The sequence below is a fragment of the Pseudomonas sp. NKUCC02_KPG genome (genome assembly GCF_019345465.1).
Lineage (GTDB): Bacteria > Pseudomonadota > Gammaproteobacteria > Pseudomonadales > Pseudomonadaceae > Aquipseudomonas.
Genome location: NZ_JAHKRC010000001.1, coordinates 1 through 24,193, shown reverse-complemented (window position 1 = coordinate 24,193; position 24,193 = coordinate 1). Strand labels below are relative to the sequence as shown.

The following is a 24,193-nucleotide window of genomic DNA, read 5'->3' as shown; positions in this document are numbered from 1 at the left end:
GCAAACCGTGTTGCCTGAATCGCGAGCAAGCCCGCTCCCACCTGTACATTGAATAAAGAACTTGCCGAATCCCTAACAAATTCAAGATTGGAGAGCGCAATGGCCGAAGCAAAAGTATTGAGTGGTGCCGGATTACGCGGCCAGGTTGCCGGGCAAACAGCCCTGTCCACCGTAGGTCAAGAAGGTGCGGGCCTCACTTATCGTGGTTATGACGTACGTGAACTGGCAGCCGATGCCCGCTTCGAAGAAGTGGCTTACCTGCTGCTGTACGGCGAACTGCCAAGCCAAACCGAACTGGCTGCCTACACGGCCAAGCTGCAAAAGCTGCGTGATTTGCCTCAGGCATTGAAAGAGGTGCTGGAACGCATCCCTGCCGACGCCCACCCGATGGACGTGATGCGCACCGGTTGCTCTTTCCTGGGCAATATCGAGCCGGAGAAGGACTTTTCCGAGCAGCACGACAAGACCGACCGTCTGCTGGCAGCCTTCCCGGCGATCATGTGCTACTGGTACCGCTTCAGCCACGACGGCAAACGCATCAACTGCGTAACCGACGAAGAGTCCATCGGCGGCCACTTCCTGCACTTGCTGCACGACAAGAGGCCAAGCGAGTTGCACGTCAAAGTGATGAACGTGTCGCTGATTCTCTATGCCGAGCACGAATTCAACGCTTCGACCTTTACCGCACGGGTTTGCGCATCGACCTTGTCCGACCTGTATTCGTGCATCACGGCGGCCATCGGCTCGCTGCGCGGCCCGTTGCACGGTGGTGCAAACGAAGCAGCGATGGAAATGATCGAGCGCTTCGGCTCGGCGCAAGAAGCGGTCGAAGGCACCCTCGGCATGCTGGCGCGCAAGGACAAGATCATGGGCTTCGGCCACGCGATCTACAAAGACAGCGACCCGCGTAACGAAGTGATCAAGGGCTGGTCGAAAAAACTGGCTGACGAAGTGGGCGACACCGTGCTGTTTCCGGTCTCCGAAGCCATCGACAAAACCATGTGGGAGCAAAAGAAGCTGTTCCCCAACGCCGATTTCTACCATGCCTCGGCGTACCACTTCATGGGAATCCCGACCAAGCTTTTCACCCCGATCTTTGTCTGCTCACGCCTGACCGGCTGGGCGGCGCATGTGTTCGAGCAGCGTGCCAATAACCGCATCATCCGTCCGAGCGCCGAGTACATCGGCGTAGAACAGCGCAAGTTCGTGGCAATCGAACGTCGCTGATCAAGCAGGCAGAGAGCCGACTGAAGGGTGGGAGCGGGCTTGCCCGCGATGGAATCAACGCGGTTTGACTGATAAACCCAGCGTCGGCATCGCGAGCAAGCCCGCTCCCACATGAGTCCTTTGCCCTTTTGTAACTACCGTGATCGAGTCCTGCGCCAATGAATACTGAATTTCGCAAAACACTACCGGGCACCCGGCTGGATTATTTCGACACCCGTGGGGCAGTCGACGCGATCAAGCCCGGTGCTTACGACACCCTGCCTTATACCTCCCGCGTACTGGCCGAAAACCTGGTTCGCCGCTGCGATCCTGCCACCCTGAATGCATCGCTGAGCCAGTTGATTGATCGCAAGCGCGATCTCGACTTTCCATGGTTCCCGGCACGTGTGGTGTGCCACGACATTCTGGGCCAGACCGCGCTGGTCGACCTTGCCGGCCTGCGTGACGCCATCGCCTTGCAGGGCGGTGATCCGGCCCAGGTCAATCCGGTCGTGCCGACTCAACTGATCGTTGACCACTCGCTGGCTGTCGAGTGCGGTGGTTACGACCCCGAGGCGTTCGAAAAGAACCGCGCCATCGAGGACCGTCGTAACGAAGACCGTTTCCACTTTATCGAGTGGACCAAAAAAGCGTTCAAAAACGTCGATGTGATCCCGCCGGGCAACGGCATCATGCACCAGATCAACCTGGAGAAAATGTCTCCGGTGATCCAGGTGCGCGACGGTGTGGCATTCCCGGATACCTGCGTGGGCACAGACAGCCACACGCCTCATGTGGATTCACTGGGCGTAATCGCCATCGGTGTGGGCGGCCTTGAAGCCGAAAGCGTGATGCTTGGCCGTGCGTCTTGGATGCGTTTGCCGGAAATCGTCGGCGTGGAGCTGACCGGCAAGCTGCAGCCGGGCATTACCGCCACCGATATGGTGCTGGCGCTGACCGAGTTCCTGCGCAAGCAAAAAGTAGTGGGTGCCTGGCTGGAGTTTTTCGGCGAAGGCGCTGCGGCACTCACCCTGGGCGATCGCGCGACGATCTCCAACATGGCCCCGGAATACGGCGCCACGGCCGCGATGTTCTACATCGACCAGCAAACCATCGACTACCTCAAACTGACTGGCCGCGAAGACCAGCAAGTGCAGTTGGTGGAGAACTACGCCAAGGTCAGCGGCCTTTGGGCAGACAGCCTCAAGGGCGCGCAATACGAGCGCAGCCTGAGCTTTGACCTGTCATCGGTCGTGCGCAACATGGCTGGCCCGAGCAACCCTCACGCCCGTGTGGCCACCACTGACCTTGCCGCGAAGGGCATTGCCGGACAGTGGGACGAAGTGCCAGGTCAAATGCCCGACGGTGCGGTCATCATCGCGGCCATTACCAGTTGCACCAACACCAGCAACCCGCGCAACGTGATTGCGGCGGGGCTGATGGCGCGCAACGCCAACAAGCTCGGCTTGAGCCGCAAACCGTGGGTCAAGACCTCTCTGGCACCGGGCTCCAAAACCGTTGCGCTTTACCTCGATGAAGCCGGTTTGACTCACGAACTGGAAAAGTTGGGCTTTGGCGTCGTGGCGTTTGCATGCACGACCTGCAACGGCATGTCCGGTGCGCTGGACCCTGCCATTCAGCAGGAAATCATCGACCGCGACTTGTACGCCACTGCCGTACTGTCGGGTAACCGCAATTTTGACGGGCGTATTCACCCTTACGCCAAACAGGCGTTTTTGGCCTCCCCGCCGTTGGTGGTGGCCTACGCGATTGCCGGAACCATCCGTTTTGATATCGAAAAAGATGTGCTGGGCCTGGATGCCCAAGGCAAGGAAATCCGCCTGAAAGATATCTGGCCCAGCGACGAAGAAATCGACGCGGTGGTCAAGGCCGCGGTCAAGCCCGAACAGTTCCGTCAGGTTTACATCCCGATGTTTGCCATTCATGAAGACACCGGCCCGAAAGTCGAGCCACTGTATGACTGGCGCCCGCAAAGTACTTACATCCGTCGTCCGCCCTATTGGGAAGGTGCATTGGCCGGTGCGCGTCCACTCAAAGGCATGCGCCCGCTGGCGGTGCTGCCGGACAACATCACCACTGACCATTTGTCGCCGTCCAACGCCATCATGCTCGACAGCGCCGCGGGTGAATACCTGGCGAAAATGGGCTTGCCGGAAGTCGACTTCAACTCCTATGCGACTCACCGTGGCGACCACCTGACCGCACAGCGGGCAACCTTCGCCAATCCGAAACTGTTCAACGAGATGGTGATCGAGGACGGCAAGGTCAAACAGGGTTCGCTGACCCGTCTCGAGCCGGAAGGCCAAGTGATGCGCATGTGGGAAGCCATCGAGACCTACATGGACCGCAAGCAGCCGCTGATCATCATCGCCGGTGCCGACTATGGCCAGGGCTCGTCCCGCGACTGGGCTGCCAAAGGTGTGCGTCTGGCGGGTGTCGAGGCCATTGCTGCCGAAGGCTTTGAGCGTATTCACCGCACCAACCTGGTGGGTATGGGTGTATTGCCGCTGGAGTTCATGCCGGGTACCAACCGTAAAACCCTGCAGATCGACGGCAGTGAAATTTACGATGTGATCGGCGAGCGCACCCCGCGAGCCACCCTGACACTGGTGATCACCCGCAAAAATGGCGAGCGCCTCGAAGTCCCCGTGACCTGCCGCCTGGATACCGCTGAAGAGGTATCGATCTATGAGGCGGGTGGCGTGTTGCAGCGCTTTGCCCAGGACTTCCTGGAATCAGCCACCGTTTGATCACTGCGCCGGGGTCACGTGCCCCGGCCTCAAGAGGACTGTGTGTTATGGCCTATGCAGCGCAAATCAGAATTCCCGCGACTTATATGCGTGGCGGCACCAGCAAGGGCGTGTTCTTCAGCCTCCTGGACCTGCCTGCCGCGGCTCAGGTGCCGGGTGCAGCCCGTGATGCCTTGCTGCTGCGAGTAATCGGCAGCCCCGACCCGTACGAAAAGCAGATCGACGGCATGGGGGCTGCCACTTCCAGTACCAGCAAGACCGTGATCGTGAGCAAAAGCCTGCATGCCGATCACGACGTGGATTACCTGTTCGGCCAGGTCGCCATCGACAAGCCATTTGTGGACTGGAGCGGCAACTGCGGCAATCTGTCGGCGGCCGTGGGTTCGTTCGCCGTCAGCAGCGGCTTGGTGGATGCGGCACGCATTCCCGATAACGGCACGGCCGTGGTGCGTATCTGGCAGGCCAATATCGGCAAGACCATCATTGCCCATGTGCCGATCACCGACGGTGCCGTGCAGGAAACCGGCGATTTCGAGCTGGATGGCGTGACCTTTCCGGCGGCTGAAGTTCAGCTGGAGTTTCTCAATCCGGCAGCGGATGAAGAGGGGGCGGGCGGCTCGATGTTCCCGACGGGCAATCTGGTGGACGACCTTGAAGTGCCGGGCGTTGGCACCTTGAACGTGACGATGATCAATGCCGGGATCCCGACGATTTTCGTTAACGCACGGGACATTGGCTATACCGGTGCGGAGCTGCAAAACGACATCAACAGTGACCCAAAAGCCCTGGCCATGTTCGAAACCATCCGCGCCCATGGTGCATTGCGCATGGGACTGATCGACACACTTGAAGACGCTGCCAAGCGTCAGCACACGCCCAAGGTCGCCTTCGTTGCGCCGCCTGCGGCGTATGTGTCGTCCAGTGGCAAGCCGGTGGCTGCGCAGGATGTGGACTTGCTGGTACGGGCCTTGTCGATGGGCAAATTGCACCACGCTATGATGGGAACCGCAGCCGTTGCCATTGGTACGGCGGCGGCGATTCCGGGCACGCTGGTCAATCTGGCGGCGGGTGGTGAATTGCGCAGTGCCGTGCGTTTCGGCCATCCGTCAGGCACCTTGCGTGTGGGGGCGCAGGCGCGCCAGGTCAACGGCGAATGGACCGTGACCAAAGCCATCATGAGCCGCAGTGCGCGGGTGTTGATGGAAGGCTGGGTGCGGGTGCCGGGCGACTCGTTCTAAATCCGGTGGGGGCGGGCCTGCCCGCTCCCACTGACTGACATCAGTATTTCAGAGCAGGCATTCAGATCTGCCATGCAACGACCCTGACCCTGAGGATGGAACACGACACCTACCCACTCTTTGGAGACACCCCATGAGCGCCAACGTCGACCTCAACAACCGCCCCGACTATGACCGTGTTTTGCAGGACATTGCCGATTACGTCCTGACCTACACCATCACCTCCCCCGAAGCCCTGAATACTGCGCGTAACTGCCTGATGGACACCTTGGGCTGCGGCCTGCTGGCGCTGCGTTTTCCGGAATGCACCAAGCACCTGGGGCCCATCGTCGAGGGCACCGTGGTGCCGTTTGGCGCTCGCGTGCCGGGTACGTCGTATCGTCTCGATCCGGTCAAGGCAGCGTGGGACATCGGCTGCATCGTGCGTTGGCTGGATTACAACGACACCTGGCTGGCGGCTGAGTGGGGTCATCCCTCGGACAATCTGGGCGGCATCCTGGCGGTGGCCGATCACCTGTCGCAAAAGCGTATCGCCCAGGGTGAAGCGCCGCTGACGGTACGGGCTGTGCTGGAAGCCATGATCATGGCTCACGAGATTCAGGGGGTGATTGCCCTGGAAAACTCCTTCAACCGTGTCGGGCTGGATCATGTGTTGCTGGTCAAGGTCGCTTCCACAGCGGTATGCGCCAAGTTGATGGGCGCCAATCGCGAACAGTTGCTGTCGGCGCTGTCCCACGCATTTGTGGATGGGCAGGCGCTGCGCACTTATCGCCATGCGCCGAATGCGGGGTCGCGAAAGTCCTGGGCGGCAGGGGATGCGTCGAGCCGTGGCGTGCGTCTTGCCGATATTGCGTTGCGTGGCGAGATGGGCGTTCCCGGCGTACTCACGGCACCGCAGTGGGGTTTTTATGATGTGCTGTTCAGCCATACCAACAAGGATCTGGCGCTCAAGCCCGAAGGTCAGCGCGAGTTCAGCCTGAGTCAGCCCTACGGCACCTATGTGATGGAAAACGTGCTGTTCAAGATCAGTTTTCCGGCTGAGTTCCATGCGCAAACCGCATGCGAAGCTGCAGTGACACTGCATCCGCAGGTCAAGGATCGGCTGCATGAAATCGAAAAAATTGTGATTACAACCCATGAATCAGCGATTCGGATCATTTCCAAGCAAGGCAAATTGGCCAACGCGGCTGATCGCGATCACTGCATCCAATACATGACTGCAGTGCCGCTGGCTTTTGGCAACCTGGTAGCGGAGCAATACGAAGATGACTTCCACGCCGCGAACCCGATCATCGATCAGTTACGGGAAAAAATGGTAGTGGTCGAAGACCCGCGCTACACACGTGAATACCTGGAGGCTGACAAGCGCTCGATTGCCAATGGGATTCAGGTGTTTTTCAGTGATGGCACCCATACCGGGCAAGTGGTGGTGGAGTACCCGATTGGCCATCGTCGGCGTCGTGCAGAAGGTATTCCGTTACTGGAAGACAAGTTCAAGGCCAATCTGGCGACGCGCTTTGCAGGCCAGCGTTGTGCCGGGATTTTTGCGCTGTGCAAGGATCAGGCAGCGCTGGAAGCAATGCCGGTTAACAAGTTTGTGGATTTACTGGTGATTTAGAGTGTTGTAGTCGCTGCCGAAGGCTGCGATCGAGCGCGAAGCGGTCGCGCTCTCAGGGCCGCCGAAGGCCCTGCGGTCCTTATCGCAGCCTGCGGCAGCGACTACAGGTTGATGCAGAACTTACTTGAACCGCCGCTCCACGCCTTTTTCGACCAGGATCTTGGCCGAGATTTCTTCAACCGAGAAATGCGTGGAGTTGATGTGCGGGATGTTTTCGCGCTGGAACAGGCGTTCGACTTCTCGGACTTCAAATTCGCACTGGGCAAAACTGGAGTAGCGGCTGTTGGGCTTGCGTTCGTTGCGAATGGCGGTCAAACGGTCCGGATCGATCGTCAGGCCGAACAGCTTGTGTTTGTGTTCACGCAGGGCCGCAGGCAGCTTGAGGCTTTCCATGTCGTCATCGGTCAACGGGTAGTTGGCCGCGCGGATGCCGAATTGCATGGCCATGTACAGGCATGTAGGGGTTTTGCCGCAGCGCGACACGCCCACCAGAATCAGGTCGGCCTTGTCGTATTTGTGGGTGCGGGCGCCGTCGTCGTTGTCGAGGGCGAAGTTCACCGCCTCGATACGCTCCATGTAGTTGGAGTTGTGGCCAATGGAGTGGGATTTTCCCACCGAATACGAGGAATGCTCGCCCAGTGCCTGCTCCAGCGGGGCCAGGAAGCTGGAGAAGATGTCGATCATGAAACCATTGGACGTGGCGAGGATCTCGCGAATGTCCTGATTGACGATAGTGTCGAAAATTATCGGGCTATAACCGTCTTTTTCGGCGGCGATATCGATTTGTTGTACCATTGCCCGCGCTTTGTCCACGCTGTCTATATAAGGGCGCGTGAACTTGCTGAAGGTCACATTTTCGAATTGAGCCAACAAACTTTGGCCCAGGGTTTCGGCAGTTATGCCCGTGCCATCGGAGATAAAGAAAGCAGATCGTTTCATTTGCGCCTGGGGCCTTAAGCTGGTGACGATTCTTGGATATGATAGGCGCGCTTTTGTCGCGCTACATGACAGGCAGTGTCACTTATTTTCCGGGTCCAGGCCACAATCGCTGCGATGACTCATGATGAGTATTCAGCGCCCTGAGCTTTTCCAACACAGTTAGTGGAGAGATCACCTTGGTAGAGTACGTAGTTTCCCTCGATAAGCTCGGCGTCCATGATGTAGAGCACGTAGGGGGCAAGAACGCATCCCTCGGCGAGATGATCAGTAATCTTGCAGGCGCTGGTGTTTCAGTTCCAGGTGGCTTCGCCACTACTTCTCAGGCATATCGTGATTTTCTTGAACTGAGCGGTTTGAACGACCAGATCCATGCTGCGCTGGATGCGCTCGATGTTGATGACGTTAATGCCCTGGCCAAAACCGGTGCCCAGATCCGTCAATGGATCATGGAAGCCGAGTTCCCGGAGAAGCTTAACGCCGAAATTCGTACCGCCTTCGCTGCTCTGTCCCAGGGCAATCCGGACATGGCCGTTGCCGTGCGTTCCTCGGCCACCGCCGAAGACTTGCCGGACGCGTCCTTTGCCGGTCAGCAAGAAACCTTCCTGAACATCCGTGGCGTTGAAAACGTGATTCGTGCGGCCAAGGAGGTTTTTGCCTCCCTGTTCAACGACCGTGCAATTTCCTACCGAGTGCATCAGGGCTTTGACCATAAACTGGTCGCTCTGTCGGCTGGCGTACAGCGCATGGTGCGCTCTGAAACCGGCACTGCAGGCGTGATGTTCACCCTGGATACCGAGTCGGGCTTTCGCGATGTAGTGTTCATTACTGGCGCCTACGGCCTGGGTGAAACCGTCGTACAAGGCGCGGTAAACCCGGATGAGTTCTACGTTCACAAGCAAACCCTCGAAGCTGGCCGCCCTGCGATTTTGCGTCGCAACCTGGGCAGCAAAGCCATCAAGATGATCTACGGCGACGAAGCGAAGGCCGGCAAGTCGGTCAAGGTGATCGACGTTGATAAAGCCGACCGCGCACGCTTCTGCCTGACCGACGCTGAAGTCAGCGAACTGGCCAAGCAAGCGATGATCATCGAGAAGCACTACAAGTGTCCGATGGACATTGAGTGGGCCAAAGACGGCGATGACGGCAAGCTGTACATCGTTCAGGCCCGCCCTGAAACCGTGAAGAGCCGCAGCGCCGGCAATGTCATGGAGCGCTACCTGCTCAAGGAAACCGGTACGGTACTGGCTGAAGGCCGTGCCATTGGCCAGCGTATTGGCGCGGGCAAGGTTCGCATCATCAAGGACGTGTCGGAAATGGACAAAGTCCAGCCAGGCGACGTGCTTGTATCGGACATGACCGACCCGGACTGGGAACCCGTGATGAAGCGCGCGAGCGCCATCGTGACCAACCGTGGCGGTCGTACCTGCCATGCGGCGATCATCGCTCGCGAACTGGGTATTCCGGCCGTGGTGGGTTGCGGCAACGCCACCCAACTGCTGAAAGACGGCCAGGGCGTTACCGTGTCGTGTGCTGAAGGCGATACCGGGTTCATCTTCGAAGGCGAACTGGGCTTCGACATCAAGAAGAACTCCGTGGATGCCATGCCGGATCTGCCGTTCAAAATCATGATGAACGTCGGCAACCCGGACCGCGCCTTTGACTTCGCACAGCTGCCGAACGCCGGTGTGGGCCTGGCCCGCCTGGAGTTCATCATCAACCGCATGATCGGTGTGCACCCTAAAGCGCTGCTGAACTACGATGGCCTGCCTCAGGAAATCAAGGACAGCGTCGACAAGCGCATTGCGGGCTACAACGACCCCGTTGGCTTCTATGTAGAGAAGCTGGTTGAAGGCATCAGCACCTTGGCTGGCGCGTTCACACCGAAGAAAGTGATTGTGCGTCTGTCGGACTTCAAGTCCAACGAATACGCGAATTTGATTGGCGGCAAACTGTACGAGCCGGAAGAAGAAAACCCGATGTTGGGCTTCCGCGGTGCTTCGCGTTACATCAGCGAAAACTTCCGTGATTGCTTTGAACTCGAGTGCCGTGCGCTCAAGCGTGTGCGCAACGAGATGGGCTTTACCAACGTCGAAATCATGGTGCCGTTCGTACGTACCCTGGGTGAGGCGAGCCAGGTCATCGACCTGCTGGCTGAAAACGGCCTCAAGCGCGGCGAAAACGGCCTGCGCATCATCATGATGTGCGAACTGCCGTCCAACGCGATTCTGGCTGAAGAGTTCCTCGAGTTCTTCGACGGTTTCTCCATTGGCTCCAACGACCTGACTCAGCTCACCCTGGGCCTGGACCGCGACTCGGGTGTGATCGCGCACCTGTTTGACGAGCGCAACCCTGCCGTCAAAAAGCTGCTGTCCAACGCCATTCAGGCGTGCAACAAGGCTGGCAAATACATCGGCATTTGCGGTCAGGGCCCATCCGATCACCCGGACCTCGCGCTGTGGTTGATGGAGCAGGGCATCGAAAGCGTGTCGCTGAACCCGGACTCCGTGCTGGAAACCTGGTTCTTCCTGGCAGAAGGCCAAGCTCAGGCTTGAGTCGTTGAGCGAGGAGCAGGGTAGCCGTCAGGGCTGCCCTGCTCTTTATAGGCAGTAGGGCGAGTTCCTGTGTGAAGTCGCCCTTTTTTGTGCAAGAGCATTATGCAAAGCAGCAGTCTCCTTTTTCCCGTTGCCCTGATCAGCGCTGAGCGTCGGGGCGATCTGAGCGAAGATGTTTATCGCTTGAAGCCTGCCAACAGCTCGGATATTTCCGTTGAACTGGTGGTCACTCGACTGGGCATGGCCGACGACACTCAGGTGCGTGGTGTGCCGGTCATTCTGTTACATGGCAGCTTTTCCAACCGGCGTTTTTGGTACTCGCCCAAAGGCGTAGGGTTGGGGGCATTTTTGGCCCGTGCCGGTTTTGATGTATGGCTGCCTGAAATGCGCGGTCACGGCCTTTCGTCGCGCAATATTGCCTGGAACAAGAACCGTGTTGCGGATTACGCCCGGTACGATTTGCCGGCCATTGCAGCGTTTGTCCGTGAGCAGAGCGGGCAAGTTGCGCACTGGATCGGCCACTCCCAGGGCGCCATCAGTTTGGCGGCAGCCCTTGGCGGACAGTATCTGGACGATAAGGACGTCGCGTCGGCAGCGTTTTTCGGCTGTCAGATCAATCGTCGTTATTGGTCGCTGAAAATCCCGCCGGTGCAGTGGGGGGCTTATTTGTTGTTGAAGCGATTTGCGCAACTGTCGGGCACACGACTCAAGCGTGGCCCGGAAGACGAGCCGATCAGCATTGCCCTTGAAACACTGCGCTGGAACGGCTTTATGGGGCGCTTCAAGGACTCCGAGCGAGATTGGTGGGCCGGGCTGGCCGAAGTTCAGATCCCGTCGCTGGTGGTGGCAGCCGTGGGCGATCGGCAAACGCCGCAATGGGCTTGCCGCAAATTGTTCGATCAGTTGGGTGGCGAGCAGCGCAGGTTCGTGGCGCTTGGCCGCGAACATGGCTTCAGCTCTGACTTCAGCCATGTTGAAATGCTGGTCAGCCAGCCTGCCCAGCAGGAAGTGTGGCCGTTGGTGCGCAGTTGGTTGAACGAACTTTAGTGCTATCGTTGTTCTCTCTGCTGTGCCCACTCTGAACAGGAGCTTTCTCGTGAACCACTACATCACTCCCGATCTGTGCGATGCCTACCCTGAGCTAGTGCAAGTGCTTGAACCGATGTTCAGCAACTTTGGCGGGCGCGACTCCTTTGGTGGCGAGATCGTGACCATCAAGTGCTTCGAGGACAATTCGCGTGTCAAGGAGCAGGCCGAACTCAACGGGCAGGGCAAAGTACTGGTAGTTGATGGCGGTGGTTCTCTGCGCCATGCCTTGCTGGGCGACATGATTGCCGAGAAAGCCGCGAAAAATGGCTGGGAAGGGATCGTGATTTACGGCTGTATCCGCGATGTCGATGTGCTCGCGCAAACCGATCTGGGCGTGCAGGCTCTGGCCAGTCACCCGCTCAAGAGCATCAGGCGCGGTGTGGGGGATGTGAATGTGCCGGTCACGTTTGCCGGTGTCACGTTCCGCCCCGGAGAATTTATTTATGCCGACAACAATGGCGTTATCATTTCGCCCACGGCTCTGAAAATACCGGCCTGAAGGCAATACCACTAAGGATCACGGATGTTCGAGGACGAAAACGCTCAATGGGGGCTGGTGCATGCACTGGTATTGGATGGGGAAGGTGGTGCGCGTCCGATCGCACGTACCGAGCTGAACGATCTGCAGTTGCAGGCCCACGAAAGCATCTGGTTGCACTGGGATCGCAGTCATCCGCAGACCCAGAGCTGGTTGCGTGACTCGAGTGGTTTAAGTGATTTCAGCTGTGACTTGCTGCTTGAGGAAAACACCCGTCCGCGTTTAGTGCCTGTCCCCAACAATGAGCTGCTGCTGTTTATGCGCGGGGTCAACCTGAATCCGGGTGCAGAGCCTGAAGACATGGTTTCGCTGCGCATCTTTGGCAGCGCGCAGCGAGTGATCTCGCTGCGCATGCGTCCACTTCGGGCCACTGATGAACTGCTCGGTGAATTCTCCCAGGGCGAAGGTCCGAAAACCCCCTCTGAACTGATTCTTTATCTGGCACAGCACCTGACGTTGAAGGTGCAGGATTTGATCGGAGATCTGTCAGAAATCGTCGATGACGAAGAAGATAAGATAGATGCCGACGAACGGTATACCCCTGACCACAACTCCATTTTGCAGGTTCGACGACGGGCTGCCGCCTTGCGTCGTTTTCTGGCCCCGCAGCGGGATATTTTCGGCCAGCTCACGCGTACCAAATTACCGTGGTTCAGCGCCGATGATGCCGACTACTGGAACGAACTGAACAACAGCCTGACCCGTTATCTGGAGGAGCTTGAACTGACCCGCGAGCGCGTGGGGCTGGTGCTTGAGTCCGAAGACCGACGTTTGAACGTGCGCATGAGCCGCATCATGTATCGCTTCGGCGTACTCACCGGGATCTTTCTGCCGATCACGTTTATTACCGGTTTACTGGGGATCAATGTGGGGGGCGTTCCGTTCTCCAATGACTCTTATGGGTTTGCTGTGACGTGCGGTGTGATGCTGCTCATCGGGGTGGGGCAGTGGTGGTTTTATCGCCGACTGCAGTGGCTTTGAGTGAGCCTGATGTGACCTCGATAAATGTGCCTTCGTCTTTTACTGACTTACCGAGAGGTGCTTATGCACGATCCGTTTGAACAGTCCTTACGTGAAATGCTCAAGGCTCCTACGTCCAATCGTGACGACGACGCCTGCCTGGGTCGCGTACTGAAAACCGCCAACCGTCAGGTCGGCGCGGGAGATCTTTTCAGTCTGCTGGGGCGCTGGATGCAAGCACTGATGATTGCTTTGAATAGCGGTTCAGCTCATATTGCGCCCGTTTCGCGGCGCAAACCTGCTGCTCGCCCTGTTGATAAGGCTGATTGAACATGGAATTGAATGTCTGGACCCAGAGCCTGGTCGCGGCAATGACTGCCTTGTGGACTAAGATTGCGAACTTCATTCCCAACCTCTTCGGGGCGTTGGTGGTAGTACTGCTGGGCTTCGTGGTTGCAAAACTGCTCGATGCCCTGCTGTCCAAGCTGCTTGCCAAATTGGGCCTTGATCGCCTGATGGGTGGCACGGGCCTGACCAAAATATTGGCACGGGTCGGGATTCAAGTGCCGATCTCGACGCTGATCGGCAAGATCGTGTACTGGTTTGTGCTGCTGGTGTTCCTGGTTTCGGCGGCTCAGTCGCTGGGTCTTGATCGCGTTTCATCTGCGCTTGACCTGCTGACAGTGTATCTGCCCAAGGTGTTTGGTGCGTTGCTGGTCCTGTTGGCCGGCGTGCTGCTGGCACAGGTACTTAACGGCCTGGTTCGTGGCGCTGCCGAAAGTGTCGGTTTTGATTACGCCAGCGGGCTGGGCCGGGTGACTCAAGGCCTGGTCATTATCATCAGTATTTCGGTTGCCATCAGCCAGCTGGAGGTCAAAACCGACCTCCTGAACCATGTGATTGTGATTGTGTTGATTACCGTTGGTCTGGCCATTGCCTTGGCAATGGGGCTGGGCAGTCGGGAAATCGCGGGGCAGATACTTGCCGGCATTTATGTGCGTGAGCTGTATCAAGTTGGGCAGGAAGTCCGTGTGGGCGAGGTTGAAGGGCAGATCGAAGAGATTGGCACGGTTAAAACCACGTTGCTGACCGATGAGGGTGAGCTAGTCTCCATCTCGAATCGGATCTTGTTGGAGCAGCACGTAACCAGTCGCTGAGGCGGCAAACCCTGCTAATGTACGCCGCCGCAAAAAAGCCATGATTGATAGGCTGCGGCGGACATTGACCTGACTGCTGGCACAACTCGTTTTGAATAAAGCCCAATCGCTATCCATGCGCTACGACCCCCGCGAGCTCTCTGATGAGGAGCTGGTGGCGCGCTCGCATGATGAGTTGTTTCACGTGACGCGTGCTTATGAAGAGCTGATGCGGCGCTATCAACGTACTTTGTTCAACGTTTGTTCAAGGTATTTAGGGAACGATAGGGACGCTGATGATGTCTGTCAGGAAGTCATGCTGAAAGTGCTGTACGGTTTGAAGAATTTTGAAGGGAAGTCGAAATTCAAGACATGGCTATATAGCATCACTTACAACGAATGCATTACACAGTATCGAAAGGAACGGCGAAAGCGTCGCTTGATGGACGCATTAAGTATTGACCCCCTCGAGGAAGCGTCCGAAGAAAAGGCGCCGAAACCTGAGGAAAAGGGCGGACTTGATCGCTGGCTGGTGCATGTAAACCCGATTGATCGGGAAATTCTCGTGCTGCGTTTTGTCGCAGAACTGGAATTTCAGGAAATCGCGGACATAATGCATATGGGTTTGAGTGCGACAAAGATGCGTTACAAGCGCGCTCTAGATAAATTGCGTGAGAAATTTGCAGGTATTGCTGAAACTTAGTTCAGCGCAAATGGCTCTACGTGTAGGCAAGGTCTGATAGACTTGCCGCCGAGTTGTCCCCCGGTATGTGGGACTGCTTTACAATCACCAGATGGGGATTTAACGGATGAAACTGAAAAACACCTTGGGCATTGCCATTGGTTCCTTTGTAGCCGCAACTTCGTTCGGTGCCCTGGCACAAGGCCAAGGCGCGGTCGAGGGTGAACTGTTCTACAAAAAACAGTACAACGACAGCGTCAAGCACGTAGAAGACGGCTACAACCCAGGCGCATCGATCGGTTACTTCCTGACCGACGACGTTTCGTTGAACCTGACCTACGACAAAACCAACCACACCCGTTCGAATGACGGCACTGGCAACCAGAAAATCAAAGGCGACAACTTTGGTCTGAACGCTCAGTACCACTTCGGCACCGTAGGCGACGCTCTGCGTCCATACGTTTCCGGCGGTGTTGCTCACAAGAGCATGACCAACGTGATCGCAGACGGCCACAGCGGTCGTGACCAGTCGACTTTCCTGACTGCAGGCGCTGGTGTTAAGTGGTACATCACTGACAACCTGTTCGCCCGTGCTGGCGTTGAAGCTGACTACAAACTGGACAACGGCAAGTGGGACTACGCTCCTACCGTTGGTCTGGGTGTGAACTTCGGCGGTAACGGCGGTAAAGTCGCTCCTGCTCCAGTTCCAGCTCCAGCACCAATCGCTGAGCCAGAACCAGAAGCTCCAATCGCTGAAGTTGTTCGCGTTGAACTTGACGTGAAATTCGACTTCGACAAATCCAACGTTAAGCCGCAGTACGCAGCTGATATCAACAACGTTGCTGATTTCATGAAGCAGTACCCAGCTACTACCACCACTGTTGCTGGTTACACTGACAGCGTTGGTACCGATGCCTACAACCAGAAACTGTCGCAGCGTCGTGCTGACGCCGTTCGTGCAGCCCTGGTTAACCAAGGTGTTGCAGCTAACCGTGTAGACGCTGTCGGTCACGGTAAAGCCAACCCAGTTGCAAGCAACGCAACTGCAGAAGGCCGTGAACTGAACCGTCGCGTAGAAGCGACCGTTCAAGCAGAAGCTAAGTAATTATTTAGCTCGGCTGTTCAGAAAAACCCGGCTTAGGCCGGGTTTTTCTTTGCCTGTGATTTAGCGGTCCGCGCAGCTATAATCGCGCACTCTTCAAGTACCCCATTGAGTCCAATCAGCCCATGTATAACCTGGCCCGCCAGTTGCTCTTCAAACTCTCCCCTGAAACCTCTCACGATTTGTCCCTGGACTTGATCGGTGCGGGCGGCCGTCTTGGGCTCAACGGTTTGTTGTGCAAGGCGCCGGCAAGGCTGCCAGTGAAGGTCATGGGGCTCGATTTTCCGAACCCGGTCGGGCTGGCCGCAGGTCTGGACAAAAACGGTGCAGCCATTGATGGTTTTGCACAGTTGGGTTTTGGATTTGTCGAGATCGGCACGGTGACGCCGCGCCCTCAGCCAGGCAATCCCAAGCCACGCATTTTCCGACTGCCTGAAGCGCAGGCAATCATCAACCGCATGGGGTTTAACAACCTTGGGGTTGATCATTTGCTGACGCGGGTTCAGGCGGCCAAGTACACCGGTATTCTGGGGATCAACATTGGCAAGAACTTCGACACGCCGGTAGAGCGCGCGGTCGATGACTACCTGATCTGCCTGGATAAGGTGTATGCCCACGCCAGTTATGTCACCGTAAACGTGAGTTCGCCCAATACTCCAGGCCTGCGCAGCCTGCAATTTGGCGATTCGCTTAAGCAGTTGCTTGAAGCCCTACAAGTGCGTCAGAACGAACTGACACAGCGTCACGGTAAGCGCGTACCGCTGGCAATCAAGATCGCACCTGACATGACCGACGAAGAAACCGTGCTCGTGGCTCAGGCGCTGCTTGAGACGGGTATGGACGCGGTCATTGCGACCAACACTACCCTGAGTCGCGTAGGTGTTGAGGGCATGGAACATGGCGACGAGGCTGGCGGCCTGTCGGGCGCGCCGGTGCGTGACAAGAGCACCCATACGGTCAAGGTGCTGGCAGGAGAGCTGGCAGGTCGTATGCCGATCATTGCGGCGGGCGGAATCACCGAAGGCAAGTACGCGGCTGAGAAAATCGCTGCGGGTGCGAGCCTGGTGCAGATTTACTCGGGTTTCATCTACAAGGGCCCGGCCCTGATTCGCGAATCCGTCGATGCCATTTCCGCCTTGGCGCGGTCATAAATCGGCAGGCAATAAAAAGGGCTCCCTGAGGAGCCCCTGGGCCGAAGCCCGCCGCCCGGATAGGACGGCATGGTTGAGTCATTGCATCTTCGAGGTGATGTCGGATTTGCCCAGAGTTAGCCGACGGCGTGAAGTTCGTTGAGTCTGTGGATGCCCGCAGTGCCAGTCATACCGTCCCAGTTGTCGCCGCGTCCTTCGCGCCAGCCGTTAATCCAGGCTTGGCGTACCGACGGTAGAGTAAAAGGGCAAAGCTCGCGGGATTTTCCATTAACACCGTATTGATATCCGCGTAAGAAAGCTTTTTCCAACGGATCACGCTTAAGTCTTCTCATAGGGTATTGCCCTCACTTGTTGACTGTTTTATTTAGCGTCGACCTTCTGAAGGTCGGGGCAGAGTGTTCTGCCGTTGGTGTGCTCGCTGCCGGCGTGGCGAGCAGTTCGTTATGGCCTGTGCGGCGATAACCTGAGTTGAGTTCTAACCAATGCGCCAAGGCGTGTGAATGATCGTTTTGTCATAAGCACGTAACGATATTGGTGTTATGGCCATAAGTAAGGTCGCTTTTCTGCTGCGAAATGCGACCAAAGCCTGTCAGGGCGAGTGTTTACAAATATGATGCGTTTCATTCTCCGCTGCGAATATCCCCCTGTTTTGCTGGGGCACTATTCGACGAAGGGTCTGAATATGACCAATTGTTTCTCGATGAATGACCTGCCTCTGCGTCTAAACTCTTCGTGCCTCAGGGCATGAAAAACGCATCGGTGGAACGGCACATTTTCGTGCCACACGAGCGCTCTTCAAGAAAAGCGCTTGATTGAAAACGGAGCAGGCAATGCGTTGCCTCTTCACTGATAGCTAAAAGCTCAGGAATCCCATGTCGGATCGTTACGAACTCTTCCTTACCTGCCCTAAAGGCCTTGAAGGCCTTCTCCTCGAAGAGGCCACCGGCCTTGGCCTTGAGGAAGCTCGCGAGCACACCTCGGCCATTCGTGGCATGGCAGATATGGAAACTGCCTACCGTTTGTGTCTATGGTCGCGCCTTGCCAACCGTGTGTTGCTGGTGCTCAAGCGTTTTCCGATGAAAGATGCGGAAGACCTGTACCACGGCGTTCTGGACATTGACTGGCATGACCACATGGTCCCGGATGGCACGCTGGCTGTTGAATTCAGCGGTCATGGTTCGGGTATCGACAACACGCACTTTGGTGCGTTGAAAGTAAAAGACGCAATCGTCGACAAGTTGCGTACGCCGTCTGGCGAGCGTCCGTCCATCGACAAGATCAGCCCGGACATTCGTATCCACCTGCGACTGGATCGCGGCGAAGCCATTCTGTCCTTGGACCTGTCAGGTCACAGCTTGCACCAGCGTGGCTACCGTCTGCAGCAAGGTGCTGCACCGCTGAAGGAAAACCTCGCGGCTGCCATCCTGATTCGTTCGGGCTGGCCACGTATGGCAGCCGAAGGCGCTGCCTTGGCTGACCCGATGTGTGGTGTGGGTACGTTCCTGGTTGAAGGCGCAATGATTGCTGCCGACATGGCGCCTAACCTGAACCGCATTCACTGGGGGTTCGATGCCTGGCTGGGCCACGTGCCGGCTATCTGGAAAAAACTTCATCAGGAAGCCACTGAGCGTGCAGAAGTCGGCATGGCCAAGCCGCCTCTGTGGATTCGTGGTTATGAAGCCGACCCGCGCCTGATCCAGCCTGCGCGCAATAACATAGAGCGCGCCGGTCTGAGCCACTGGATCAAGATTTACCAGGGCGAGGTTGCGACCTTCGAACCGCGTCCGGACCAGAACCAGAAAGGCCTGGTGATCTGCAACCCTCCGTACGGCGAGCGTCTGGGCGACGAGGCGAGCTTGCTCTATCTCTACCAGAATCTCGGCGAGCGTCTGCGTCAGGCTTGCTTGAACTGGGAGGCCGCGGTGTTTACCGGCGCTCCGGATCTGGGCAAGCGCATGGGGATTCGCAGCCACAAGCAGTACTCGTTCTGGAACGGCGCGTTGCCGTGCAAGCTGCTGTTGATCAAGGTTGTGCCGGATCAGTTTGTGACGGGTGAGCGACGTACGCCTGAGCAGCGTCAGATTGATCGCGAGCAGGCTGAGTCCGATCTGCCGTCGAACATCGAAGCGCCAGGTAAATACGAGAAGTTCAACAAGAACGGCAACCCGATCAAGCCAGTGCCGGTGGTGATCGAACAGCCGCGCTTGAGCGAGGGCGGGCAGATGTTTGCCAACCGCCTGCAAAAAAATCTCAAAGCGCTGAGCAAGTGGGTCAAGCGTGAAGGGATCGATTGCTATCGTGTCTACGACGCCGATATGCCGGAATATGCCATGGCGATCGACCTGTACCACGACTGGGTTCACGTTCAGGAGTATGTGGCACCGAAATCCATTGATCCGGAAAAAGCTTCGGCGCGCATGTTCGATGCCTTGGCAGCCATTCCCCAGGCGCTGAACATCGACAAGAGTCGTGTGATCGTCAAGCGTCGTGAGCGCCAGAGCGGCACCAAGCAGTACGAGCGTCAAAGTGCCCAGGGCAAGTTCACCGAGGTCAATGAAGGCGGTGTGAAGCTGCTGGTGAACCTCACGGACTATCTGGATACCGGTCTGTTCCTGGATCACCGCCCAATGCGCATGCGCATTCAGAAAGAGGCTGCAGGCAAGCGCTTCCTCAATCTGTACTGCTACACCGCGACCGCCAGCGTCCATGCTGCCAAGGGCGGTGCTCGCAGCACCACCAGCGTCGACTTGTCCAAGACTTATCTGGACTGGGCGCGCCGTAACCTGTCTCTGAACGGTTTTTCGGACAAAAACCGCCTGGAGCAGGGCGATGTGATGGTGTGGCTGGATGCCTGTCGTGAAGAGTACGACCTGATCTTTATTGATCCGCCGACCTTCTCCAACTCCAAGCGCATGGAAGGGATCTTCGATGTGCAGCGCGATCACGTGCAGTTGCTGGATCTGGCCATGGCGCGTCTGGCGCCGGGTGGGGTGCTGTATTTCTCGAACAACTTCCGCAAATTCATCCTCGATGAAAATCTGGAAGCGCGTTATGCCGTGGAAGAAATAACCGCCAGCACCATTGATCCGGACTTTGCCCGCAACAGCAAAATTCACCGTGCCTGGAAAATCATGGCCCGGTAATACCGGTGCTGTAAGGGTGGGGGCGGGCTTGTTCTCGATGGGCAGCTCGCAGTGTTGCCAGCGCGAGCAAGCCCGCCCCCATAAAAAAACGCCCCTGATCTTGCGATCAGGGGCGTTTTTTATTGCCTGGTCAACGCCTTACTGGGCTATGGAGACCGCACTGTTGGGGACTTGTGGCTGGCGATACAGATCGAGCAGCACTTGATCGAGAATGGCCGAGGCGCCCCACGGGCGAGGGTCGTTGAGGATGGCGACCACCGCCCAGGTATTGCCGTTGCTGTCGCGGCTAAATCCGGAAATGGCGCGCACTGTATTGAGTGTGCCGGTCTTGATGTGAGCCTGGCCGTTCATGGCGGTGGTTTTCAGGCGTTTGCGCATGGTGCCGTCTTTGCCGGCAATCGGCATGGAGCTGATGAATTCGGCAGCGTAGGGGCTTTGCCAGGCGGCCTGGAGCATCTGCGCCATTTCACGTGCGCTCACGCGTTCGGCCCGGGACAAGCCGGAACCGTTTTCCATGACCAGATGGGGTGCGGTGATGCCTTTTTTGGCCAGCCATTGGCGTACTACACGCTGTGCAGCTTTGGCATCGTCACCGTCGGCGTCGTTGCGAAACTGTGCGCCCAGGCTCAGGAACAGCTGCTGGGCCATGGTGTTGTTACTGTATTTGTTGATGTCGCGAATGATTTCGGCCAGATCCGGAGAGAATGCCCGTGCCAGCAGTTTCGAGTTCTTCGGCACGCCGGCCTGGCGGTCCTGGCCTTGAATGCTGCCGCCCAGCTCTTTCCAGATGGCGCGTACAGCGCCGGCTGTGTAGGTCGCGTGATCAAGCAGGGACAAGTAGGTTTGCGAGTTGCAGCCGTCGGCCAGCTGTCCGCTCACGGTGACGAGTACCGAGCCGTCGGCTTGGGGTACCGGGTTGTAGCGCACGTCACCGGTGCATTGCTTGGCATTGACGGCCTTGACCTGATTGTCGATTTTGATGCTGGCAATCGGTGGTTCGACTGATATCAGGACTTTGCCCCCGTCGTTGCGGGCCACGAAGCGCAAGGCTTTAAGGTTGACCAGCAGCGAGTCGGGCTTGACCAGGAAGGGTTTGTTTTTATCGTTGCCGTCGTCGTTGAAGACGGGCAATTGCGGTTGATTGAAGAAGTTGCGATCAAGTACCAGGTCGCCGGTTACCTGTTGCACGCCATTGGCGCGCAGGTCGCGCATCAACAGCCATAGTTTTTCCATGTTCAGCTTGGGATCGCCGCCGCCCTTGAGGTAAAGGTTACCTTGCAGGATGCCGTTGTTCAGGGTGCCATCTGTGTAGAACTCGGTTTTCCACTGATGGGTGGGGCCGAGCATTTCCAGGGCCGCGTAAGTGGTCACCAGTTTCATGGTGGAGGCCGGGTTCATGGATACATCGGCATTGAATACGGTTGGAATGCCCGGGCCGTTGAGCGGCAGGAGGACCAATGACAGTGCGTCGTTCTGCAGTTTATTGGTTTTGAGTGCTTGCTGAACTTTGGGCGAGAGCGTTGTGTTGACAGGGGCGGCGTTGGCGCCGAAGGCCAGTGGCAAAAGAAGACTGGCAAGAAGCAATGGCCGTAAAGATTTGATCATAAGAAGTAAAACCCTGCAGGCGAGGGAAAAAAATAAGAGGGATGATGAAAAGTTCCCTCAATGGTCTTAAAAGTGTTGGCATTATGCCCCAAGGTTGTTGGGCTTGTGCATCCACCTGTAACAGGGTTTGGCGGATTAAGTATAGAAAACGATGAACCGTTCACACGGAACCGGGCAAGCGTTGCCTTAAGCTGCTAAAGTGCCGCCCGTTATTACTTAAGAGGATTGTTCAATGGCTACTAATCGTTCCCAGCGTCTGCGCAAAAAACTGTGCGTTGATGAATTTCAGGAGTTGGGTTTTGAGCTGAACCTGGATTTCAAAGAAGACCTGTCGGAAGAGGCTATCGATGCATTCCTGGCAGACTTCCTGGCGCAAGCCATGGAAGCTAACGGCCTGGGTTATGTTGGCGGCGACGACTACGGTCTGGTTTGCCTGCAGAAGCGCGGCTCGGTCAGCGAAGAACAGCGTGCAGCTGTTGAATCCTGGTTGAAAGCGCGCCCAGAGCTGAGCAGCGTTGAAGTTAGCCCGCTGTTGGACGTGTGGTACCCGGAAAAGCCAATCAATCCGGTAGCCTGACGTCAAACGCAAAGGCGGCCCGAGCGGCTGCCTTTGTGTGTTACGCCCTCTGACCCGTCCCGGGTTTTGCAGCATTTCCTTCCACTTTATTGCCCGCACTGATCTGCGTGATTTTTCGTGGGTGCCACTAACGTGTTCGGTCAGACACGTCGCCTCGCTTTTGATCGCGAGCACGCCCGCTCCCACAAGAGCGGTATTGATCACCCATTTTGGGTGCCTTAGTCGTAAATGGCTTTCTTCTTCCAGTCAGCATCCGCGTCGTCGGTTTTCAAGCCTTCAGTCAGTTCATTGACTTCACCCGTGGTCGGCTCAAGTGCGTTCAGCACCTGTGCGTTGGCGCGTGCAAGCTGGGTCTCGAAGTCCTTGATTTGTGCGTTGTACATGGCGGGTACCGGCTGCTTGCGCAAGTATTGCACCGCGCGCTCAAAAGCCAGGCGCGCCTGTGCGGGCTGATTCTTTTGCAGGGCGAGCTTGCCCAGGTTGTTGAAAAATTCGATATGCAGCACGACCAGCAAATTACGAATCTCTTTGATCCACTGCTTGGCTTCGTTGGTCGGTAAAAAACCATCCTGGGCCGCCCGGGTAATTTGCCCGTGCAGCGTTTCAAGCAAAAAGCGCACGTCTTTGGCTTTTGCTTCGCTCAGGACAGGGTTTGGCGGGTTGTTGACGGGGATAGACTCGCCTTTGGCAATCAGCCCGTTAAGCTCTGCAACTTGTGCTTTTAAAGCCGCACTGGATTTTTGCAGGAGCAGCAGGCGTTGCGTGGCATTGAGCTCAAGGCGCGTGAGCAGCAGCTTGAGGGCAGGGAACATCAACTGGCCGGGAAAGGTCTCGTTGACTTCGCTGCAGCGACGTATGCGGTCGTTGAGTTCGACCTTGAGTCGGGCTTTTTCCAGTTTGTTGTTTTCCACTACATGGTTCATGTAGACGATTGCGATCAGCAGTGCGATCCCGACGACGACAAGCAGGGCGATCATGGAGGGCGTCAACGTTAAAACCTCTTCTGAATGTGGGTGCGCTGTCTCGGTGAGGTCGGCGTGCCTGTCTATATAGAGAGGCTGGGAATAGGCGGGCAGCAATCTGCCATCACTGAGGTCGGGCCATCATAACCCCTTGTAGGGTGACGGAATATAGGCGCCAAGAGTTGGTCGACATACTGCGTAGGAAAGCGCCGAGAGAAGAGGGAAGTCATTGATTTCAATATATTTTCATATTGGGGTTGACGACTTTCAAATCCATCCCTAGAATGCGCGCCAATTGCAGCGTAAAGCGAACAGCCAAACGCATGTAACCAGTGAAGTTGTAGTGTGTCCCCTTCGTCTAGTGGCCTAGGACACCGCCCTTTCACGGCGGTAACAGGGGTTCGAGTCCCCTAGGGGACGCCATTGCGGGAATAGCTCAGTTGGTAGAGCACGACCTTGCCAAGGTCGGGGTCGCGAGTTCGAGTCTCGTTTCCCGCTCCATTTTTAAGCAGCTTCGCTTTCGGGCGGAGTTGAGTGAAAGCCAAGACATTAGCGTTAGTTAGTGATCTGGCACTGAAATGTACATGTACATTTCGGGCAACGTCCCCTTCGTCTAGTGGCCTAGGACACCGCCCTTTCACGGCGGTAACAGGGGTTCGAGTCCCCTAGGGGACGCCATTATTGCGGGAATAGCTCAGTTGGTAGAGCACGACCTTGCCAAGGTCGGGGTCGCGAGTTCGAGTCTCGTTTCCCGCTCCATTTTTAAGCAGCTTCGCTTTCGGGCGAGGTTGAGTGAAAGCCAAGACATTAGCATTAGTTAGTGATCTGGCACTGAAATGTACATGTACATTTCGGGCAACGTCCCCTTCGTCTAGTGGCCTAGGACACCGCCCTTTCACGGCGGTAACAGGGGTTCGAGTCCCC

The 24,193-nt window shown here is 57.0% G+C and carries 19 protein-coding genes and 4 tRNA genes; 19 read left to right on the top strand and 4 right to left on the bottom strand.

What is annotated here, in order from left to right; translation table 11 throughout:
* Positions 1-99 precede the first annotated feature (99 nt).
* The 4 genes from prpC to prpD all read left to right on the top strand — a co-directional run bounded on the left by prpC (position 100) and on the right by prpD (position 6,833).
* Positions 100-1,227: a 2-methylcitrate synthase gene (gene prpC / locus KO536_RS00115; RefSeq protein ID WP_219260699.1), complete on the top strand. Its 1,128-nt coding sequence runs from the start codon at positions 100-102 to the stop codon at positions 1,225-1,227.
* 158 nt (positions 1,228-1,385) lie between these two features.
* A complete protein-coding gene (acnD, locus tag KO536_RS00110; protein ID WP_219260698.1) occupies positions 1,386-3,977 on the top strand; it encodes a Fe/S-dependent 2-methylisocitrate dehydratase AcnD in 2,592 nt (863 codons plus the stop codon).
* Between the two features lie 47 nt (positions 3,978-4,024).
* Positions 4,025-5,215 carry a 2-methylaconitate cis-trans isomerase PrpF gene (gene prpF, locus KO536_RS00105; RefSeq protein ID WP_133075709.1) on the top strand — a complete coding sequence of 397 codons (1,191 nt, stop codon included), beginning with the start codon at positions 4,025-4,027 and terminating at the stop codon, positions 5,213-5,215.
* A 133-nt stretch (positions 5,216-5,348) separates the two neighbouring features.
* Positions 5,349-6,833: a 2-methylcitrate dehydratase gene (gene prpD / locus KO536_RS00100; protein WP_219260697.1), complete on the top strand. Its 1,485-nt coding sequence runs from the start codon at positions 5,349-5,351 to the stop codon at positions 6,831-6,833.
* Positions 6,834-6,953: 120 nt separating this feature from the next.
* Here prpD and KO536_RS00095 read toward each other — a convergent pair whose 3' ends face one another.
* Entirely contained in the window at positions 6,954-7,772 is an 819-nt protein-coding gene (locus KO536_RS00095; protein ID WP_133075707.1) for a pyruvate, water dikinase regulatory protein, read from the bottom strand.
* Between the two features lie 176 nt (positions 7,773-7,948).
* Here KO536_RS00095 and ppsA point away from each other — a divergent pair, with 176 nt between their 5' ends.
* The 9 genes from ppsA (at position 7,949) to KO536_RS00050 (ending at position 16,982) form a co-directional block, all read left to right on the top strand.
* Positions 7,949-10,324, top strand: coding sequence for a phosphoenolpyruvate synthase (ppsA, locus tag KO536_RS00090; RefSeq protein ID WP_219260696.1), 2,376 nt, complete (start codon positions 7,949-7,951; stop codon positions 10,322-10,324).
* 102 nt (positions 10,325-10,426) lie between these two features.
* A complete protein-coding gene (locus KO536_RS00085; protein WP_219260695.1) occupies positions 10,427-11,371 on the top strand; it encodes an alpha/beta fold hydrolase in 945 nt (314 codons plus the stop codon).
* Positions 11,372-11,420: 49 nt separating this feature from the next.
* Positions 11,421-11,912 carry a ribonuclease E activity regulator RraA gene (gene rraA / locus KO536_RS00080; protein WP_133075704.1) on the top strand — a complete coding sequence of 164 codons (492 nt, stop codon included), beginning with the start codon at positions 11,421-11,423 and terminating at the stop codon, positions 11,910-11,912.
* A gap of 24 nt (positions 11,913-11,936) precedes the next feature.
* On the top strand, positions 11,937-12,932 hold the full coding sequence (locus KO536_RS00075) for a CorA family divalent cation transporter (protein WP_133075703.1): 996 nt from the start codon (positions 11,937-11,939) through the stop codon (positions 12,930-12,932).
* A gap of 63 nt (positions 12,933-12,995) precedes the next feature.
* A complete protein-coding gene (locus tag KO536_RS00070) occupies positions 12,996-13,241 on the top strand; it encodes a hypothetical protein (RefSeq protein ID WP_019827671.1) in 246 nt (81 codons plus the stop codon).
* Positions 13,242-13,243: 2 nt separating this feature from the next.
* Positions 13,244-14,068, top strand: coding sequence for a mechanosensitive ion channel domain-containing protein (locus KO536_RS00065; RefSeq protein WP_016779913.1), 825 nt, complete (start codon positions 13,244-13,246; stop codon positions 14,066-14,068).
* A 91-nt stretch (positions 14,069-14,159) separates the two neighbouring features.
* The gene (gene sigX / locus KO536_RS00060) at positions 14,160-14,750 is read left to right on the top strand and encodes an RNA polymerase sigma factor SigX (RefSeq protein ID WP_029611289.1); all 591 of its coding nucleotides are present in this window, start codon (positions 14,160-14,162) and stop codon (positions 14,748-14,750) included.
* Positions 14,751-14,856: 106 nt separating this feature from the next.
* Positions 14,857-15,834, top strand: coding sequence for an OmpA family protein (locus KO536_RS00055; protein ID WP_048358833.1), 978 nt, complete (start codon positions 14,857-14,859; stop codon positions 15,832-15,834).
* Positions 15,835-15,956: 122 nt separating this feature from the next.
* Entirely contained in the window at positions 15,957-16,982 is a 1,026-nt protein-coding gene (locus tag KO536_RS00050) for a quinone-dependent dihydroorotate dehydrogenase (RefSeq protein ID WP_133075702.1), read from the top strand.
* A gap of 116 nt (positions 16,983-17,098) precedes the next feature.
* Here the strand turns inward: KO536_RS00050 and rmf are convergent, their stop codons facing one another.
* Positions 17,099-17,314, bottom strand: coding sequence for a ribosome modulation factor (rmf, locus tag KO536_RS00045; protein WP_095003125.1), 216 nt, complete (start codon positions 17,312-17,314; stop codon positions 17,099-17,101).
* A 540-nt stretch (positions 17,315-17,854) separates the two neighbouring features.
* Here rmf and rlmKL point away from each other — a divergent pair.
* Positions 17,855-20,125 carry a bifunctional 23S rRNA (guanine(2069)-N(7))-methyltransferase RlmK/23S rRNA (guanine(2445)-N(2))-methyltransferase RlmL gene (rlmKL, locus tag KO536_RS00040; protein ID WP_133075701.1) on the top strand — a complete coding sequence of 757 codons (2,271 nt, stop codon included), beginning with the start codon at positions 17,855-17,857 and terminating at the stop codon, positions 20,123-20,125.
* Between the two features lie 138 nt (positions 20,126-20,263).
* Here the strand turns inward: rlmKL and dacB are convergent, their stop codons facing one another.
* On the bottom strand, positions 20,264-21,730 hold the full coding sequence (dacB, locus tag KO536_RS00035; RefSeq protein WP_219260694.1) for a D-alanyl-D-alanine carboxypeptidase/D-alanyl-D-alanine-endopeptidase: 1,467 nt from the start codon (positions 21,728-21,730) through the stop codon (positions 20,264-20,266).
* Between the two features lie 232 nt (positions 21,731-21,962).
* Between dacB and KO536_RS00030 the strand changes: the two genes are divergently transcribed.
* Positions 21,963-22,307 (top strand): YggL family protein, encoded by a 345-nt coding sequence (locus KO536_RS00030; RefSeq protein WP_019827656.1) that lies wholly within the window; start codon positions 21,963-21,965, stop codon positions 22,305-22,307.
* A gap of 218 nt (positions 22,308-22,525) precedes the next feature.
* Here the strand turns inward: KO536_RS00030 and KO536_RS00025 are convergent, their stop codons facing one another.
* Positions 22,526-23,284, bottom strand: a complete 759-nt coding sequence (locus KO536_RS00025) for a hypothetical protein (protein ID WP_219260692.1) — start codon at positions 23,282-23,284, stop codon at positions 22,526-22,528.
* Between the two features lie 332 nt (positions 23,285-23,616).
* Here KO536_RS00025 and KO536_RS00020 point away from each other — a divergent pair.
* From KO536_RS00020 to KO536_RS00005, 4 genes are all read left to right on the top strand, one after another.
* Positions 23,617-23,692: transfer RNA gene (locus KO536_RS00020), tRNA-Glu, on the top strand.
* 2 nt (positions 23,693-23,694) lie between these two features.
* A tRNA-Gly gene (locus KO536_RS00015) sits at positions 23,695-23,770 on the top strand.
* Positions 23,771-23,871: 101 nt separating this feature from the next.
* Positions 23,872-23,947, top strand: a tRNA-Glu gene (locus KO536_RS00010).
* Positions 23,948-23,952: 5 nt separating this feature from the next.
* Positions 23,953-24,028 (top strand) — tRNA-Gly (locus KO536_RS00005).
* Positions 24,029-24,193: the final 165 nt, after the last annotated feature.